This is a genomic window from Stenotrophomonas indicatrix (assembly GCA_041545745.1).
Taxonomy (GTDB): Bacteria; Pseudomonadota; Gammaproteobacteria; order Xanthomonadales; family Xanthomonadaceae; genus Stenotrophomonas; species Stenotrophomonas indicatrix_A.
In genome coordinates this window covers 2,264,591-2,281,196 of sequence record CP168152.1, presented here as the reverse complement: position 1 = coordinate 2,281,196, position 16,606 = coordinate 2,264,591, and the positions used below count along the sequence as shown (strand labels likewise).

Here is a 16,606-nt window from a genome sequence, read left to right as displayed (position 1 = left end):
CCCGGTTGCGGCAGTTGGCTTGGCTGACGTTGTTTGGTACAAGCCAAGCTATCGAAGACCAGAGAATGGGCGCGAGGCCCATGCCGCGCAAAGATGACGATGAGCTGCGGATCGCCGGACCGGAACGAAGAGGGCGCTGCCGCATGCGGGTGATGGAGACAGCGTTGTCTGCCGACGTGCTGGCCCTGCTGGAAGCCAGCGGCCTGCCTACGGAGGATCTGCGTGCAGGCAGGCCAATCACCTTTCTGGCAGCGTCGTTGAACGGAGAGCTGCTCGGTTGTGTGGGCTATGAATCGAGCCGCGACGTCGTGCTCCTGCGCTCGTTGGCGATCCAGTCGATGTCGCAGGGCAGGGGCCTGGGGCGGCAACTGGTGGTGGAACTGGAGCAGCATGCCAAGGCGGCGGGTGGCAGGACCGTGTTCCTTCTCACGACCACAGCAGCGCTGTTCTTCGAGCAGCTTGGCTATGAGCGCGTCGCGCGCGATGCAGCACCTGGATTCATCGCTGCGTCGACGCAGTTCAGTGGACTGTGCCCAGGCTCGGCCCAGCTGATGATGCGTCGGCTGTAGGCCGACCGGGACCGGAGTGGGTGCTTCAGCCCCCTTGTCCATCGATGTCCGGGGCTTGCCGCGTTGCGATCCGGGATGCCCGGAGTCCAGAGGACAACTGCGGTGTCGATACCGAGGCGCGCGTGATCAACTGGTGTGCAAGCACATGGTTGACGGTGGCGCGTCTGCAAGAAGCGGGGCGACGCATTTCCCGTAGCAGGATGTCTATTGCGTTGTCCGCCATCTCTGCGACCGGCTGATGGATGGTGGTCAGTTCCGGCCACACCATTGTTGCGGCGGAGGTGTCGTCGAAGCCCACCACCGAAAGATCCCCTGGCACCTGCAGGCCGCGACGGTGGGCCACTGAAACAACCGCCGATGCCATGTCATCGTTGCTGGCGAAGATCGCACTGGGTGGCGGGACCTGGGCCAGCAGCCGCTCGGCTGCCTCCAGTCCGGAACGGTAGGTGAAGCAGCCGGGTTGCACGAGCGCGTCGTCGTAGCCGATGCCGGCGTTGGCCAGTGCATCCCGGTAGCCCTGCCAGCGGTGCGCGCTGGCGGTCTGGTTCGGGTCGCCCTTGATGTAGCCGATGCGGGTATGCCCGTGGGCGATGAGGTGCGTCACCATGTCATGGCTGGCCTGGCGGTCGTCGATGCGCACGCAGGAGATCCTGTCGCTGAAGCGGCTGGACGCGATGGAGACGACGGGAATGCCCGCGTTGACGAATACCTCGACGATGTCCTTCGATTCACACAGCGGCGGCGGAAGAATCACGCCTGCCACGGTGGTGGCGAGTTGCCGTGCCGCCTCGCGACGCGCCGGGGTGCCCAGCTCATCCCAGGCAGCGATGACCAGCTGCGCCGCCGACCGGGTGGAACCGCGCAGCGCGCCGACCAGCAGTTCGCGCAGGTAGCTGGAGCTGGGGTTGGTGTAGATCAGGGCGATGCAGGTGTGCTGCGCCGCGGCCAGGGCGGAGGCAGCGGGGTTGGGCCGGTAGTCCAGTGCCAGCACGCTGCGCAGGACGCGTTCGCGGTTGCCTTCGCGTACCCCGGCATGACCGTTGATGACGCGTGACACCGTCATGGCGGACACACCTGCATGGGCAGCGACGTCATCGATGGTGATGGCGCTTGCTTTTCGACGGACCGCTTTATGGCCGTTTTTCAAGGCTGGATTCCTTTGCTGCGCTGCATGATGACAAGCGCGATTGCGGATGAGTAGTCTGCGCCGTGACGCGATGGTAGCGCTACCACTGAGCCGGTGTAAGGCCAGCGGATGCCCCCCCCTTTACCGCGCGGCTGTTCCGGCAGGTCTGAAAGCGAGTTTGAGTCGCAGTGGGTGCAAAGCGCACTGCGATGTTCGGTGTGGAAGACGGGCGTCGCCCGTACGTGCCCCCAGAAGGGGCGGTACTCCATTCGATCGTATGTCAGAGGGGAGAGTCATGAGCGCTGCTACTTTCCGTCGTACCCCAGGCTGGAGGGCTCGTCGATGAGCCGGACGCTGGCGAAGTTCACTTCCAGGGCCATGTTCACCTTTGTCGGTGGCGTCCTGGTCATCAATCCCGCATTCGCACAAGAGGCGTCAACACCGGCACCCGTCGCCGGGCAGCAGAATCCGCCCAGCCCGACACAGCTGGACACCGTGCAGGTCACCGGCATCCGCAACAGCCTCAGCCAGGCCATGGACATCAAGCGCGACTCGGCCGGTGTGGTGGATGCGATCAGTGCGGAGGACATCGGCAAGTTCCCCGACACCAACCTGGCCGAGTCCCTGCAGCGCATCACCGGCATCTCCATCGAGCGCCGTGATGGTGAGGGCGCACAGGTAACGGCGCGTGGTTTCGGCCCTCAGTTCAACATGGTGACGCTCAACGGGCGGCAGATGCCCGGCGCCGATGCGTTCGGTGCGTCGGGGCAGGTCGCCATCGGTGGTGTCGACGGCGGCACCCGTGCCTTCAACTTCGCCCAGCTGGCCGCTGAAGCCATCAATGGCATCGAGGTCTACAAGACCAGCCAGGCCAATGTCCCCAGCGGTGGCATCGGTGCCACCATCAACATCCTGACCTCGCGCCCGTTTGACCACGAGGGCATCGTCGCCAGTGCCGGGGCGAAGGCTGTCTCCGACCGCAGCCAGCCATTCGGCGACGACCTGACGCCGGAACTGTCCGGCATCTTCAGCTACAGCAACCCGGAAAAGACCTTCGGCGTTGGCGTGAGTGCGAGCTACCAGAAGCGCAAGGGTGGTTCGGTACAGGCCACCAACAACTACTGGAACATCCAGCCGTGGACCGGCACGCTGCCCGGCAATCCGAACGTGGTCAATGCACCTGCGGTGGGCGCGCTGTACGGGCGTCCGAACGACCTGCGCTATGCGTTCTCCGAGTTCGAGCGGGAGCGCGTCAATGGCCAGGCGGTGCTGCAGTTCGCACCGACCGACGCGGTGACCCTGACCCTCGACTACACCTATTCGACCAACGAGATCACTGAGAATCGTGGCGAACAGGGCATGTGGCTGCAGAACAGCAACTACACCGATGTCACGTTCGACACCAGCGGTGCGGTCGCAACGCCGATCTATATCCGCGAAGTGGCGGGGACCAAGGATTTCGGTCTCGAACAGCAGCGCAGCATGCAGAAGTACAAGCTGGGATCGCTCGGCTTCAATGCGTTGTGGAACGTCACCGACCGGTTCAAGCTGACCTTCGATGCGCACAACTCGAAGAACGAAAGCCGGCCGAACGATCCACTCACCGGGGGCGGATCGATCTTCAGCAGCATCGCCGGCACCAACAACTGCACCACCGGGCCGCATTGCGGCGGGTCATGGGTGCAGGAAATGAACTTCAACAACGGCCTGCCGGTGGGCACCCAAGTCTGGTACCCGAGCACGGCCGATGCGATCGCCAAGACCAACGGCGTGGTCAACCCGGGCTTCGCGCCGGGCGAAATCGGTTCGCAGGTGCTGCGCATCAATTCGCAGACCCAGATCAGCGAGATCAAGCAGGGGCGCGTCGACAGCGAGTGGAGCTTCGACAAGGGGCGCTTCCAGTTTGGCGTGGACTCGAGCAAGCAGACCACCCACCGCATCCAGGCCGCGGAGAACTACAACACGCTGGGCGACTGGGGCGTGGCCAATGTTGACGGGGATGTTGCCAGCGGGCTGATGGACCTGCTGCAGCCGGTCAACATTGTCGGGTTGTTCAACGACTTCAATGCCAACAGCTTCACCGCCTGGCGCGGCGATGCTGGTCGCCTCGCGCAGTGGGCGGCGGACAACTATGGCGCCAATCTCGGCGTGAGCCCGCAGCGCGCCGCCGACAACCTGGTGGAAGAGAAGACGAAGTCGGCCTACTTCCAGGTGGAGCTGGACGGTGAGCTGGGCGGCATGCGTACCAATACCCGCCTGGGTGTGCGCTATGAAACCACCGACGTTGTCTCCACCTCGAACATCGCCATCCCGGAAGCCATCGAGTGGCAATCCAACAATGACTTCCGCGTGGTGTTGTCCGACGAACAACAGCCGTTCACCGAGAAGAACAGCTACAGCTACATCCTGCCCAATCTGGATTTCAGCATTGATCTTCGTGAGGACCTGAAGGGGCGTGTCTCATTCGGCAAGAGCATCGCACGCGCGCCGATCGGCAACCTGTATGCCGGCCCGACCGCCCAGCAGCCGTTCGGCTCGGTCCTCATCGATCCGTCCTCGCGGGCCAGCGGTACCGCACAGAACCCGCAGCTGAAACCGCTGGAATCGGACAACCTGGATCTGGCGCTGGAGTGGTATTTCGCCGATGCAAGCTACGTCTCGCTGACCTACTGGAACAAATCGGTCGACAATTTCGTCGGCAACACCATTGTCCAGGAGAATCTGTACGGCCTGCGCGATCCTACTGCCGGTCCGGATGCGCAGGCGGCGCTGGCCTTCCTCACCAGCGGCGCCTGCGTCACACAGGTCGGCGCTGCCAATGCGGCGGCGTGCTCGGCCAATGACACCTCGCTGTTCACCGCCCTGGCCCTGCTGCGCAACAATCCCGCCGGGTTGGGCGCCTACAACGGTACCGACGCCCAGGTGCTGGCCACTGAAGCAGCCTACGACCTGTACGGTACGGCCGGCGATCCGCTGTACCAGTTCAACGTCAATCGTCCCATCAACCAGAACAAGGCCAAGCTCCACGGCTGGGAACTGGGGGGGCAATACTTCTTCGGCGATACCGGCTTCGGCATCCTGGCCAACTACACCCTGGTCAATGGGGATGTGGGCTTCAACAACGCAGGCGACCCGGGCATCGACCAGTTCTCGCTCACGGGACTGAGCGACACGGCCAATGCGATGCTGATGTACGAGAAGTACGGTTGGTCGGTACGACTGGCGTGGAACTGGCGTGACCAGTACCTGATCCTGGCCAACCAGGGAGCCAGCCGCAATCCGTACTATGTGGAGGCGTACGAACAGTGGGATCTCAGCGTGAACTACACCCTGGATGACCACTGGTCGTTCGGCCTGGAGGCGATCAACCTGACCGGTGAGGACGTGCGCTGGCGTTCGCGTACCTCGCAGATGATCGTGAAGCTGGCTGACCAGAGCCCGCGTTACATGCTGGGTGTGCGTTACAGGTTCTGAACCGTGGGGTGCCGCTGCCACGGCAGCGGCACCCGTTCAAGGCTGCTGACGGATTGGACAACACCATGTCGCGTTACGAAATGCTCAACAACATTGCCCATCGGGACCTGCGTGTGGCCACCGGCTTCGGCGCCGAGTTAGGCGACGCGGTGGGTATGGTGCCGGCCTATCCGAGCGAGTTCGCCGAACTGCAGCGGGAATATCCCATCTTCCTGCGCAAGGACCCCGCCACGGGCGGCTGGCAGGCGGTGGTCCTGCTGGGGTTCGAACAGCATGAAAACCTGTTCCTGCAGGACGGTCGCTGGAATGCCTCCTATCTGCCCGGGGCGGCGGCCAAAGGGCCGTTCCTGATCGGCTTCCAGGAGAGCCGCATCGATGGCGTACCTACTCGGGAAGCAGTGTTGCACGTGGATCTGGATCATCCGCGCGTGACCACCATGCAGGGTGAGCCGGTGTTCCTGCCGCAAGGGGGGAATTCGCCCTATCTCGATCACGTTGCCGGCGTACTGCGCGGCATCCACGACGGTCATGCCTTTGCCGCGGACATGTTCGCCATGTTCGATGCGAACGGGCTGATCCAACCGATCACGCTGGACGTGCGGATCGACCCGGAGCATCGAGTCGGTGTCAACGGCCTGCACGCGATCGACCGTGACCGCCTGACGCTGCTGGAGGGTGCAGCGCTGGCCGAACTCAACCGCGCCGGCTACCTGGAAGGTGCCTATCTGATGCTGGCATCGCTGCACAACATGCGCCGCCTGATCGCCGAGAAGCAGCGACGCCTGCGCGCAGCGGATACCGCCGTCGCGGCCGGCAGGAACTGACCGATGCTGGACGGCGTCGCCATGCGCACACTGGAAGGCCTGGATCCCACGGCGCTGCCGCTGCAGACGCTGGTGGCTGCCGGCGAACCGGTGGTGCTGCGCGGCATCGCGCGCGACTGGGCATTGGTGCAGGCCGGGTCGCGTTCCCTGCAGGAGGCCATGGCCTACCTGCGGGGTTTCGACGCAGGCGTGCCTGTTCCCTATTCCTTCGGTGGCCCCGAGATCGAAGGGCGTCCGTTCTACAACGCGGACTTCACCCGCTTGAACTTCGAGGTCCGGCGTGGCCTGCTGACGGAGGTGCTGGACGCAATCGCCGACCACCTCGATTCGCCGAGCCCGCCCACCTATTACGTCGCTTCGTTGCTGATCGCGCGTGCGCTGCCCGGGTTCGCGCAGCACAACGACGCCGGACTGGCCGGGCAGGGCATCGATGCTTCGGCCAGCATCTGGGTCGGCAACCGGGTGACGGCCTCCTGCCATTACGACATTCCGGACAACCTGGCGTGCTGCGCGGTGGGCCGGCGCCGCTTCACCCTGTTTCCGCCGGCGCAGATCGACAACCTCTACCCGGGGCCGATGGAGCCCACCCCGGGTGGGCAGGTGGTCAGCGTGGTGGATGTCGACCAGCCGGACTTCGACCGCCATCCGCGCTTCCGTGATGCCATGGCAAGCGCGCAGACCGCCACGCTTGAACCTGGGGATGCCATCTTCATCCCGGGCCTGTGGTGGCACCACGTGCGCAGCCTGGAACCGTTCAACGTGCTGGTGAACTACTGGTGCCGCAGTGCGCCGGGCCATCTCGGCTCACCCCTGCCGGCGCTGCAGCATGCGATGTGGGCACTGCGCGATCTACCGGCGCGCGAGAAGCAGGCCTGGGCAAGGATCTTCCAGTACTACGTGTTTGGTCCCGGCGAGCAGGCAGGGCAGCACCTGCCCGAAGCGGCCCGGGGCGAGCTGGCACCGTTCGACGAAACGCAGGCGCGGCGCATGCGCGCCCACCTGCTGGGTCGACTCAACCGCTGATGAGGAGCATCGCATTGAACGCTGCGGACACTACACAAGGGTCGATCCGGAGAGTGGTGATCGCCGGTGGCGGTACCGCCGGCTGGTTGGCCGGCTGCGCACTGGCACACCAGTTCCGCCAACAGCTGGACATCACCCTGGTGGAGTCCGAGCAGATCGGTACCGTGGGTGTGGGCGAATCCACCGTGCCGCCCATCCGGACGTTCCACCGTTTCCTGCAGATCGACGAGCAGGAGTTCCTGCGTGAGGTCGCTGGCACGTTCAAGCTGTCGATCTCATTCGAGAACTGGCGTCGCCCCGGTGAACGCTTCATCCATCCTTTCGGCACGATAGGGCAGGGCACTTGGGCCACGCCGTTCCATCACTTCTGGCTGGACAGCCTGCGCCGCGGCATGCCCTCCGAGCTGGGCGACTTCTGCCTGGAAAGCGCCGCTTCCCTGGCCGACAGGTTCTCGCTGCAGACCCAGCCCCAAGTCAACTACGCCTACCATTTCGACGCCGGGCTCTATGCCAGGTTCCTGCGCGGCAAGGCCGAAGCAAACGGCCTGCGGCGGGTGGAAGGCAAGATCCGCGAAGTCCGCCAGCATCCCCATGACGGTTCGGTTGCGTCGCTGGTGCTGGACGACGGGCAGGTCATCGAAGGCGATCTGTTCATCGACTGCACGGGCTTCCGTGGCTTGTTGACCGAGCAGACCCTGCATAGCGGCTATGAAGACTGGAACGAATGGTTGCCCAGTGATCGCGCCGTTGCCGTGCAGACCGACTCGACCGCGCCGCCGGTGCCCTACACCCGTGCCATCGCGCACGAGGCCGGGTGGCGCTGGCACATCGCGCTGCAGCACCGGGTCGGCTGCGGGCTGGTCTTCTCCAGCCGCCACATGTCCGATGACGAGGCGCAGGCCAAGCTGCTGCGTGATGTCGACGGACGACCGCTGCGCGATCCCTGGCTGGTGCCGTTCCGCAGCGGGCGCCGGTTGCAGGCCTGGAACAGGAACGTGGTCGCGCTGGGGCTGGCCAGTGGCTTCATCGAGCCACTGGAATCGACCAGCATCCACCTGACCATCAGCGCCGTGGTGCGCCTGATCCAGCTGTTCCCATCCGACGGCATTACCCCTTCGCTGGTGGCGCTGTACAACGACGTGAGCCGCCAGGAGATGGAGCACGTGCGCGATTTCATCATCCTGCATTACCACGCCAACCAGCGCGACGAGCCGATGTGGAAGGCCTGTCGCGAGATGGCGCTGCCTGAATCGCTGCAGCTCCGCCTGCGCGCGTGGCGCGAGCGTGCCCATGCCTGGCAGGACCCTGGCGAGCTGTTCCGGGTCGACTCCTGGACCAGCGTGCTGATGGGCCAAGGCATCCAGCCGGGACCGCCGCACCCGCTTGCCCGGGCCATCGGCGATGCGGACCTGCGCACGCTGTTGAATCGACTCCGCAAGCCGGTGCAGGAAGCGGTGGCGAAGATGCCCTCGCAGGCGGACTTCATCGAGCGCTACTGCAAGGCGGCGCCGGACGCATGGCAAAGGGGCAGGGCCGTGGCGTAGCCGCAATGCGCGCTGTTGCATCGAATTGGTAGCGCTACCTTCAAGCCACTACGGGGTGCAGTAAATGGAACTGGTTGCGGGAATCGACGCAGGTACGCAAAGCCTGAAGGTGGTCGTCTACGACCCTGAAGGGCGCAGTCTCCTGGCCAGCGCCAGCGCGCCATTGCAGCTGGCCAGCGCTGCAGACGGCAGCCGGGAACAGCAGCCGGCCGATTGGGTCACGGCACTGCACGCCTGCTTCGCTGCGATCGATCCGGCGCTGCGTTCGCGCATTGCCGCGCTGGCAGTCTCAGGACAGCAGCATGGCTTCGTGCCGGTCGATGCGGCAGGGGAGGTGCTGGCACCGGCCAAGCTGTGGTGCGACACCAGCACCTCGGCCGAATGCGAGCAGATCATGGACGCGGTGGGGGGCACGGCACGCACCATCGAACTGGGCGGCAACCCGGTGCTTGCCGGCTACACCGCCTCCAAGCTGCCGTGGACGAAAACGCACCGGCCCGGCGCCTACGCGCGACTGGCCACCATCCTGCTGCCGCACGACTATCTCAATTTCGTGTTGACCGGCCAACGCTTCTGCGAATATGGCGATGCGTCGGGCACCGGCTGGCTGGACGTGCGCACCCGCACCTGGTCGACCGTACTGCTCCGCGCAACCGATCCGGACCGCGACCTGGCCGCGTGCCTGCCGCGCATCGCCGCGCCCGAGGAGATCTTCGACATCGCTCCTGACGCCGCTGCAGCGTTGGGATTGCCAGCGACAGTGAAGGTGGCCGTCGGCGGTGGCGACAACATGATGGCGGCCATCGGCACCGGCTGCGTCGTGCCCGGTCGCCTGGTGATGAGCCTGGGCACTTCGGGCACGCTGTTTGCGTTCTCGGACATACCCGTGGTCGACCCGGACGGGGCCTGGGCAGCGTTCTGCTCGTCGACCGGCGGCTGGCTGCCGCTGATCTGCACGATGAACTGCACCGTGGTGACCGGGCAGGTCGCCGAGGCGTTCGGCTTCAGCAGCCGCGAGGGCGACCGACACCTGCAGGCCACGCCACCCGGTGCCGACGGCCTGGTGATGCTGCCGTTCCTCAACGGCGAGCGCACGCCGGACCTGCCGCAGGGCAAGGGGGTGCTGGCGGGCCTGGACACGACCAACATGACGCCGGCGCACATCTACCGCGCGGCCATGGAAGGGGCCACCTACGCCCTGAAGTACGGCTACGACGCATTCGTCGGCGCGGGCATGCGGTTCGACCGCATCGTGCTGACCGGTGGCGGCAGCAACAGTGCGCAGTGGCGGCAGATGGTGGCCGATGTGTTCGGCCTGCCGGTGGACGTACCGACCCAGCCCGAGGGCGCGGCGTTCGGGGCGGCATTGCAGGCGCTGTGGGCCTTGGGTCATGCCCGCGGTGACGCCGCCTCCATCGCCGGCATAGCGGACCGGCACGTGGCGGTCGACCCGCTGCAGTCCGCACAACCGGATCCAGCGCGTGCGGCCGCCTACGCCGCGGCGTATGCCCGTTTTCTGCGCCATCTCGACGCCATCACGCCGTTGTATCGCGGCTGATATCCCCTTTTTCGCGACACCTCGCACAACGACAGGAAGACGCACCATGAGCAATCAGCCCTTCATCGGCGGCAAGGAATACTTCCCCGGCATCGGCCGCATCCCCTTCGAAGGCCGGGGCTCGGACAATCCCCTTGCCTTCAAGGTCTACGACGCGAACAAGATCATCGGCGGCAGCACCATGCAGGACCACCTGCGCTTTGCGGCCTGCTACTGGCACACGTTCTGCAACGCCGGCCATGATCCGTTTGGCCCCGGAACGCGCCACTTCCCGTGGGAGACCGGCTCGCCGATGGGCACCGCCGAGGCGAAGGTGGACGCGGCGTTCGAATTCTTCACCAAGCTCGGCGTGCCGTACTGGTGCTTCCACGATATCGATCTGGCGCCGGACGCCGAGGATGTCGGCGAGTACGAAAAGAATCTGAAGCACATGGTGCGACTGGCCAAAGAGCGCCAGGACGCGACCGGAATGAAGCTGCTGTGGGGCACGGCCAACCTGTTCTCGCACCCCCGCTACATGAACGGCGCATCCACCAATCCGGATTTCGCGGTGGTCGCGCGTGCCGCCGTACAGGTGAAGGCGGCGCTGGACGCAACGGTTGAGCTGGGCGGCGAGCATTACGTGTTCTGGGGCGGCCGCGAAGGCTACGGTTCCTTGACCAACACGCTGATGAAGCGTGAGGTCGACCACTTCGCGCGGTTCCTCACCATGGCGCGCGACTATGGTCGCAGCATCGGCCTGAAGGGCAACTTCCTGATCGAACCCAAGCCGATGGAGCCGATGAAGCACCAGTACGACTTCGACAGCGCCACCGTCGTCGGTTTCCTGAAGGAGCATGGCCTGGACAAGGACTTCAAGCTCAATATCGAGGCGAACCACGCCACGCTGTCCGGGCACACCTTCGAACACGACCTGCAGGTCGCCTCGGACCACGGCCTGCTGGGCAGCATCGACGCCAACCGCGGCAATGCCCAGAACGGCTGGGATACCGACCAGTTCCCGACCGACCTGTACGACACCGTGGGCGCGATGCTGGTGGTGCTGCGCCAGGGGGGGCTGGAAGGCGGCTTGAATTTTGATGCCAAGGTGCGGCGCGAATCCACCGATCTGGATGACCTCTTCATTGCCCACATCGGTGGCATGGATGCGTTCGCCCGCGGGCTGGAAGTGGCCCATGCACTGCTGAACGATTCGCCCCTGGAGCAGTGGCGCAAGGCGCGTTACGCCAGCTTCGACAGTGGGTCCGGCGAGCAGTTCGCGCGCGGCGCGCTCAGCCTTGCCGACCTGGCCGCACTGGGTGCCAAGGGCGGTGAACCCACGCAGATCAGCGGCAAGCAGGAGCGTTACGAGAACCTGATCAACCAGTACCTGCTGCGCTGAGCGTTGCAGCTTGCATTGATGACACCGGACCGGAGAAGGGCAGGGTAATGGACCAGGCAATGAAGGGCGGCGAGAACACCCGCCTGATTGTATTGATCAGCGTGGTGGCGACGATTGGCGGATTCCTGTTCGGGTTCGACAGCGGGGTGATCAACGGCACCCAGGACGGGCTGCACCAGACCTTCAAATCCGGCGAGTGGATGCAGGGGTTCGAGATCGCATCGATGCTGTTGGGCTGCGCGGTCGGTGCCTTCAGCGCCGGCCGTCTGGCCGACCGCCTGGGGCGCCGCAACGTGCTGATCGTCTCGGCAGTGCTGTTCCTGCTGTCGGCGATCGGCGCGGGTGCAGCGTCGTCCTCGGCCATGTTCATCGTCGCGCGGGTGATGGGCGGCTTTGCGGTGGGGGCCGCCAGTGTCATCTCGCCGGCCTACATCGCCGAAGTGGCGCCGGCGCGTTACCGCGGCCGCCTGGCCACGGTGCAGCAGATCGCCATCATCAGCGGGCTCACCGTGGCGTTCCTGTCCAACTATCTGTTGGCGGCCACGGCGGGTGCGTCCACCGAAGCGCTGTGGGGCGGGTACGCAGCGTGGCGCTGGATGTTCTGGATGCAGGCGGTGCCGTCGCTGCTGTTCCTGGCGCTGTTGCTGACCATTCCGGAAAGCCCGCGCTATCTGGCAGTGAAGCGCCGCAAGGACGAGGCGCTGCAGGTGCTGACGCGGCTGTTCGGCGCTGCCGAGGCGCAGGCAAAGCTGGCCGAGATCGACGCTTCGCTGTCGACCGACCATCATCGCCCGCGGCTGTCGGACCTCCTCAACAAGGCGACCGGCCGGGTCCGCCCGATTGTCTGGGTCGGCATCGGCCTGGCCACCTTCCAGCAGCTGGTCGGCATCAACGTGGTGTTCTACTACGGCGCCGTGCTCTGGCAAGCGGTCGGCTTCTCCGAGAACGACGCGCTGATGATCAATGTGCTGTCCGGTGCACTCAGCATCGGTGCCTGCATCGTCACCGTGCTGCTGATCGATCGCATCGGCCGCAAGCCGTTGCTCTGGGCTGGCTCGGCCGGCATGGCGGTGTCCCTGGCGCTGTTGGTGGTGGCCTTCGCCAGCGGCTCCCTGGTCGATACACACCTGCAGCTGCCGCCGGGCATGGGCACGCTGGCGCTGGTGGCGGCCAATGCCTACGTGGTGTTCTTCAACATCTCCTGGGGGCCGGTGATGTGGGTGATGCTGGGCGAAATGTTCCCCAACCAGATCCGTGGCTCGGGGCTGGCCGTGGCGGGGGCGGCGCAGTGGACCGCGAATTTCGCCGTCACGGTGACCTTCCCCATTCTGCTGGCGGGGACCGGGCTGGCCGCGACGTACAGCATCTATCTGGTGGCGGCCATCATCTCGATCTTCTTCGTGCTCAGGTACGTGCACGAAACCAAGGGCAAGGAACTGGAGCAGATGGAAGGATGAACGCGATGACCCATCAAGGCGCTGCACGCGCCCCGAAGTCCGTGCTGCTGACCGCGCTGCTGCTGGTACTGGCCGCCTGCGGGAAAGGTGACAAGGCGCCCGCGTCTGCGACGGCGGCCCCCGATCCATGGCCGCAGGTCACCTGGCCGCTGGCCGAGGACGCCGCTCTGGAAAAGCGCATCACCGACCTGATGGCGACCATGACGGTAGAGGAAAAGGTCGGCCAGCTGGTGCAGGGGGATATTGCCAGCATCACCCCGGATGACCTCCGCAAGTACCGGCTCGGCTCGATCCTGGCCGGCGGCAACTCCGACCCCGGCGGCCGTTACGATGCGTCGCCGGCCGAATGGCTGGCGCTGGCCGACGCCTTCCATGCGGCATCGATGGATACCTCGCAGGGGGGCAAGGCGATTCCGGTGCTGTTCGGCATCGATGCCGTGCATGGGCAGAGCAACATCATCGGCGCGACCCTGTTCCCGCACAACATCGGCCTGGGTGCGACCCGCAACCCGGAGCTGCTGCGCCGGATCGGTGAGATCACCGCGTTGGAGACCCGCGCCACCGGGATGGAGTGGGCATTCGCACCCACCGTGGCCGTTCCGCAGGATGATCGCTGGGGGCGCACCTACGAGGGCTATTCCGAATCGCCCGAGGTGGTGGCCAGCTATGCCGGTGCGATGGTCGAGGGCCTGCAGGGCAAGGTGGGCACGCCTGCCTTCCTGGACGGTCGCCACGTGATCGCGTCGGTAAAGCACTTCCTCGGCGACGGCGGCACGGCCGATGGCAAGGACCAAGGGGGTACCCGGATCAGCGAGGCCGAGCTGGTGCGCATCCACGCGGCCGGGTATCCGCCGGCGATCGCCGCGGGCGCACAGACCGTCATGGCCTCCTTCAACAGTGTCAACGGCGAAAAGATGCACGGTCACAAGCCGTACCTGACCGATGCGTTGAAGGGCCGCATGCACTTCGGTGGTTTCGTGGTGGGCGACTGGAACGGCCACGGGCAGGTCAAGGGCTGCACGACCACCGATTGCCCGGCCACCATCAACGCGGGCCTGGACATGGCCATGGCGTCGGACAGCTGGAAGGGCTTCTATGAGACCACGCTGGCGGCAGTGAAGGCGGGCACCATCTCCCCGCAACGCTTGGACGATGCGGTGCGCCGGATCCTGCGGGTCAAGATGCGGTTGGGCCTGTTCGAGGCGGGCACGCCATCCTCGCGCGCGGTCGGTGGCCAGTTCGCGCTCATCGGCGCCCCGGCGCATCGTGAGGTCGCACGGCAGGCGGTGCGTGAATCGCTGGTGTTACTGAAGAACCAGGGCGGCGTGCTGCCGTTGTCGCCGAAGCAACGCATCCTCGTCGCCGGTGACGGTGCCAACGACGTCGGCAAGCAGGCCGGCGGCTGGACACTGAACTGGCAGGGCACCGGCACGACCCGCAAGGACTTCCCCAATGCGGACACGATCTACGAGGGCATCGCCCAGCAGGCGTCGGCCGCAGGTGGCGAGGCAGTGCTTGCGGTCGATGGGAAATACGGGACGAAACCGGATGTGGCCGTGGTGGTATTCGGCGAGAGCCCGTATGCCGAGTTCCAGGGCGATCTGCCGACGCTGGCCTACAAGCCGGGGGAAGACGCCGATCTTGCCCTGATCAAGCGACTGAAGGCGGAGGGCATTCCTGTGGTGGCCGTGTTCCTGAGCGGACGCCCGCTGTGGGTGAACCGCGAGATCAATGCCGCCGACGCGTTCGTGGCGGCCTGGCTGCCCGGCTCGGAAGGCGCCGGCATTGCCGATGTGCTGCTGCGTGGGCCGAGGGGCGACGTGCAGCACGACTTCAAGGGCAAGCTGAGCTTCAGCTGGCCGCGCACGGCAACGCAGTACGCCAACAATGTGGGGCAGAAGGATTACGACCCGCAGTTCGCCTTCGGCTTCGGCTTGTCCTACGCCGACGATGGCGATCTGGCGGCGCTGCCGGAGGTCTCCGGCGTGACTGGCAACGAAGGGGCCACCGGCGTGTTCTTCGCGCGCGGCGAAGCCGGTTCAGGCATGGCCCTGCGCCTGCAGAACGGCACGGGGCAGGGCGTGACAGTCACCAAGGTGCCGGAGGCACTGGATGGCGATCTGCTCAAGATCACCGGGGTGGATCACCTGGCGCAGGAGGACGGCCGCCGTCTTGCGTGGTCAGGGAAGGGTGAGGCGCTTGCCACGCTGCAGTCGCACACGGCGCTGGACCTGCAGCGCGAAAGCAACGGCGACCTGATGCTGCTGACCACGCTGCGGGTAGATTCTGCTCCCCAGGGAGAGGCGTGGTTGTCGGTAGGCTGCGGCCCGGGCTGCTCGGCACGTGTGGCGCTCGGACCGACGCTGACGAAGCTGCCCAAGGGTCAATGGACCCGCGTGGGCGTGCCCTTGAAGTGTCTGGCGGCGGCAGGCGCGGATGTCGGCAAGCTGGATCGCCCGTGGTCGATCGGGACGGCGGGGACGATGACACTGTCGGTGTCGCGTGTCGCACTGGGCGCGCTGAACGAGGCGGAGACCAGCATCGGGTGCGCTGGCGCGTGACCGTGACGCCGCGCCCCGCGCTATCGGGAACCAGGTGGGCGCGCGACCGAGTCGCGTACCACCAGCCGGTGCGGCACCACGTGGTCGGTCAATACGCGCAGGCCCTCGGTGCGGCGGCGGATGGTGCGCAGCAGGATCTCGATGGCGGCATCGGCCATCGAGGCGATGGGCTGATGGATGGTGGTGAGCTCGGGCCAGACCGTGGTGGCGGCCGAGCTGTCATCGAAGCCCACCACCGACAGGTCGCGGGGTACTTCCAGGCCGCGGCGGTGGGCGACGGAAACCGCCGCCGCGCCCATATCGTCGTTGCTGGCGAAGATCGCGGTGGGCGGCCGAGGCTGGCACAGCAGCTTTTCAGCTGCGGCGAGCCCAGAGCGGTAGGTGTAGTCACCCTGTTCGACCAGGGCAGGGTCGACCTCCAGCCCGGCGTCGTGCAGCGCGCTGACAAAGCCGTCGTAACGCCGCGCGCTGGCACTGAGGTCGGTACGCCCGCAGATGAAGCCGATGTGGCGATGTCCATGCTGGATCAGGTGTTCAGCCAGTTCCCTACCAGCGTGGAAGTCGTCGATGCGCACGCAGGAAATGCCGTTGCCAAGGTGACCTGGCGCAATCGCGACCACGGGGACGCCGGCTTTGACCAACTCGGTTACCACGGGCTGCGATTCGCACAGCGGCGGCGGCAGGATGACGCCGTCCACCCGCCCGGCCAGGGCACGCGCGGCCTTGCGCTGGGCGGCGGGGCCCGGCTCGTCCCAGTAGTCGATGACCAGCTGGATGGCAGCGTTGGAGGCCACACGCAGCAGGCCGACCAGCAGCTCGCGCAGGTAAGCACCGCTGGGGTCGGTGTAGATCAGTGCAATGCGCGTGTGCTGCGCGGCGGCCAGCGAACTGGCGGCCAGGTTGGGCGTGTAGCCCAGTTCACGCACCGCACGCATCACGCGCTCACGGGTGACATCGCGCACCTTGCCCTGGTTGATCGCCCGCGACACCGTCATCGGCGACACTCCGGCCAGGGCCGCCACCTCGTCGATCGTCACGCCACTGGTTTTGCGGCGGACCGATTTCTTCGGCTTGTCCAATACGCGCTCC

Annotated in this window: 11 protein-coding genes; 9 read left to right on the top strand and 2 right to left on the bottom strand. The window is 65.9% G+C overall.

What is annotated here, in order from left to right; translation table 11 throughout:
• The first annotated feature begins 14 nt into the window (after window positions 1-14).
• Window positions 15-569, top strand: coding sequence for an arsenic resistance N-acetyltransferase ArsN2 (gene arsN2, locus ACEF39_RS10480; protein ID WP_500287906.1), 555 nt, complete (start codon window positions 15-17; stop codon window positions 567-569).
• 25 nt (window positions 570-594) lie between these two features.
• Here arsN2 and ACEF39_RS10475 read toward each other — a convergent pair whose 3' ends face one another.
• Window positions 595-1,632, bottom strand: coding sequence for a LacI family DNA-binding transcriptional regulator (locus ACEF39_RS10475; RefSeq protein ID WP_500287905.1), 1,038 nt, complete (start codon window positions 1,630-1,632; stop codon window positions 595-597).
• A gap of 405 nt (window positions 1,633-2,037) precedes the next feature.
• On the opposite strand from ACEF39_RS10475, the gene ACEF39_RS10470 reads away from it, so the two are divergent.
• The 8 genes from ACEF39_RS10470 to ACEF39_RS10435 all read left to right on the top strand — a co-directional run bounded on the left by ACEF39_RS10470 (window position 2,038) and on the right by ACEF39_RS10435 (window position 15,517).
• Entirely contained in the window at window positions 2,038-5,169 is a 3,132-nt protein-coding gene (locus ACEF39_RS10470; RefSeq protein WP_500287904.1) for a TonB-dependent receptor, read from the top strand.
• Window positions 5,170-5,234: 65 nt separating this feature from the next.
• Window positions 5,235-5,993 carry a SapC family protein gene (locus tag ACEF39_RS10465; RefSeq protein ID WP_500287903.1) on the top strand — a complete coding sequence of 253 codons (759 nt, stop codon included), beginning with the start codon at window positions 5,235-5,237 and terminating at the stop codon, window positions 5,991-5,993.
• Between the two features lie 3 nt (window positions 5,994-5,996).
• Window positions 5,997-7,016 carry a cupin-like domain-containing protein gene (locus ACEF39_RS10460; RefSeq protein ID WP_500287902.1) on the top strand — a complete coding sequence of 340 codons (1,020 nt, stop codon included), beginning with the start codon at window positions 5,997-5,999 and terminating at the stop codon, window positions 7,014-7,016.
• Window positions 7,017-7,030: 14 nt separating this feature from the next.
• On the top strand, window positions 7,031-8,560 hold the full coding sequence (locus ACEF39_RS10455) for a tryptophan halogenase family protein (RefSeq protein ID WP_500287901.1): 1,530 nt from the start codon (window positions 7,031-7,033) through the stop codon (window positions 8,558-8,560).
• 64 nt (window positions 8,561-8,624) lie between these two features.
• Complete coding sequence (gene xylB, locus ACEF39_RS10450) at window positions 8,625-10,118, top strand: xylulokinase (RefSeq protein ID WP_500287900.1); 1,494 nt, start codon at window positions 8,625-8,627, stop codon at window positions 10,116-10,118.
• 46 nt (window positions 10,119-10,164) lie between these two features.
• Window positions 10,165-11,499 (top strand): xylose isomerase, encoded by a 1,335-nt coding sequence (xylA, locus tag ACEF39_RS10445; protein WP_500287899.1) that lies wholly within the window; start codon window positions 10,165-10,167, stop codon window positions 11,497-11,499.
• Window positions 11,500-11,546: 47 nt separating this feature from the next.
• The gene (locus tag ACEF39_RS10440) at window positions 11,547-12,956 is read left to right on the top strand and encodes a sugar porter family MFS transporter (RefSeq protein WP_500287898.1); all 1,410 of its coding nucleotides are present in this window, start codon (window positions 11,547-11,549) and stop codon (window positions 12,954-12,956) included.
• Window positions 12,953-15,517, top strand: coding sequence for a glycoside hydrolase family 3 N-terminal domain-containing protein (locus ACEF39_RS10435; protein WP_500287897.1), 2,565 nt, complete (start codon window positions 12,953-12,955; stop codon window positions 15,515-15,517). The genes ACEF39_RS10440 and ACEF39_RS10435 overlap by 4 nt, the downstream gene beginning before the upstream one ends.
• 20 nt (window positions 15,518-15,537) lie before the next feature.
• Here the strand turns inward: ACEF39_RS10435 and ACEF39_RS10430 are convergent, their stop codons facing one another.
• Window positions 15,538-16,596 carry a LacI family DNA-binding transcriptional regulator gene (locus tag ACEF39_RS10430; protein ID WP_500287896.1) on the bottom strand — a complete coding sequence of 353 codons (1,059 nt, stop codon included), beginning with the start codon at window positions 16,594-16,596 and terminating at the stop codon, window positions 15,538-15,540.
• Window positions 16,597-16,606 lie beyond the last annotated feature (10 nt).

Excerpts from the sequence above, each read along its gene's own strand:
- ACEF39_RS10475 (WP_500287905.1), bottom strand. The coding sequence starts at position 1,632 with ATGACGGTGTCACGCGTCATCAACGGTCATGCCGGGGTACGCGAAGGC.
- ACEF39_RS10470 (WP_500287904.1), top strand. The coding sequence starts at position 2,038 with ATGAGCCGGACGCTGGCGAAGTTCACTTCCAGGGCCATGTTCACCTTT.
- ACEF39_RS10465 (WP_500287903.1), top strand. The coding sequence starts at position 5,235 with ATGTCGCGTTACGAAATGCTCAACAACATTGCCCATCGGGACCTGCGT.
- ACEF39_RS10460 (WP_500287902.1), top strand. The coding sequence starts at position 5,997 with ATGCTGGACGGCGTCGCCATGCGCACACTGGAAGGCCTGGATCCCACG.
- xylB (WP_500287900.1), top strand. The coding sequence starts at position 8,625 with ATGGAACTGGTTGCGGGAATCGACGCAGGTACGCAAAGCCTGAAGGTG.
- xylA (WP_500287899.1), top strand. The coding sequence starts at position 10,165 with ATGAGCAATCAGCCCTTCATCGGCGGCAAGGAATACTTCCCCGGCATC.
- ACEF39_RS10440 (WP_500287898.1), top strand. The coding sequence starts at position 11,547 with ATGGACCAGGCAATGAAGGGCGGCGAGAACACCCGCCTGATTGTATTG.
- ACEF39_RS10435 (WP_500287897.1), top strand. The coding sequence starts at position 12,953 with ATGAACGCGATGACCCATCAAGGCGCTGCACGCGCCCCGAAGTCCGTG.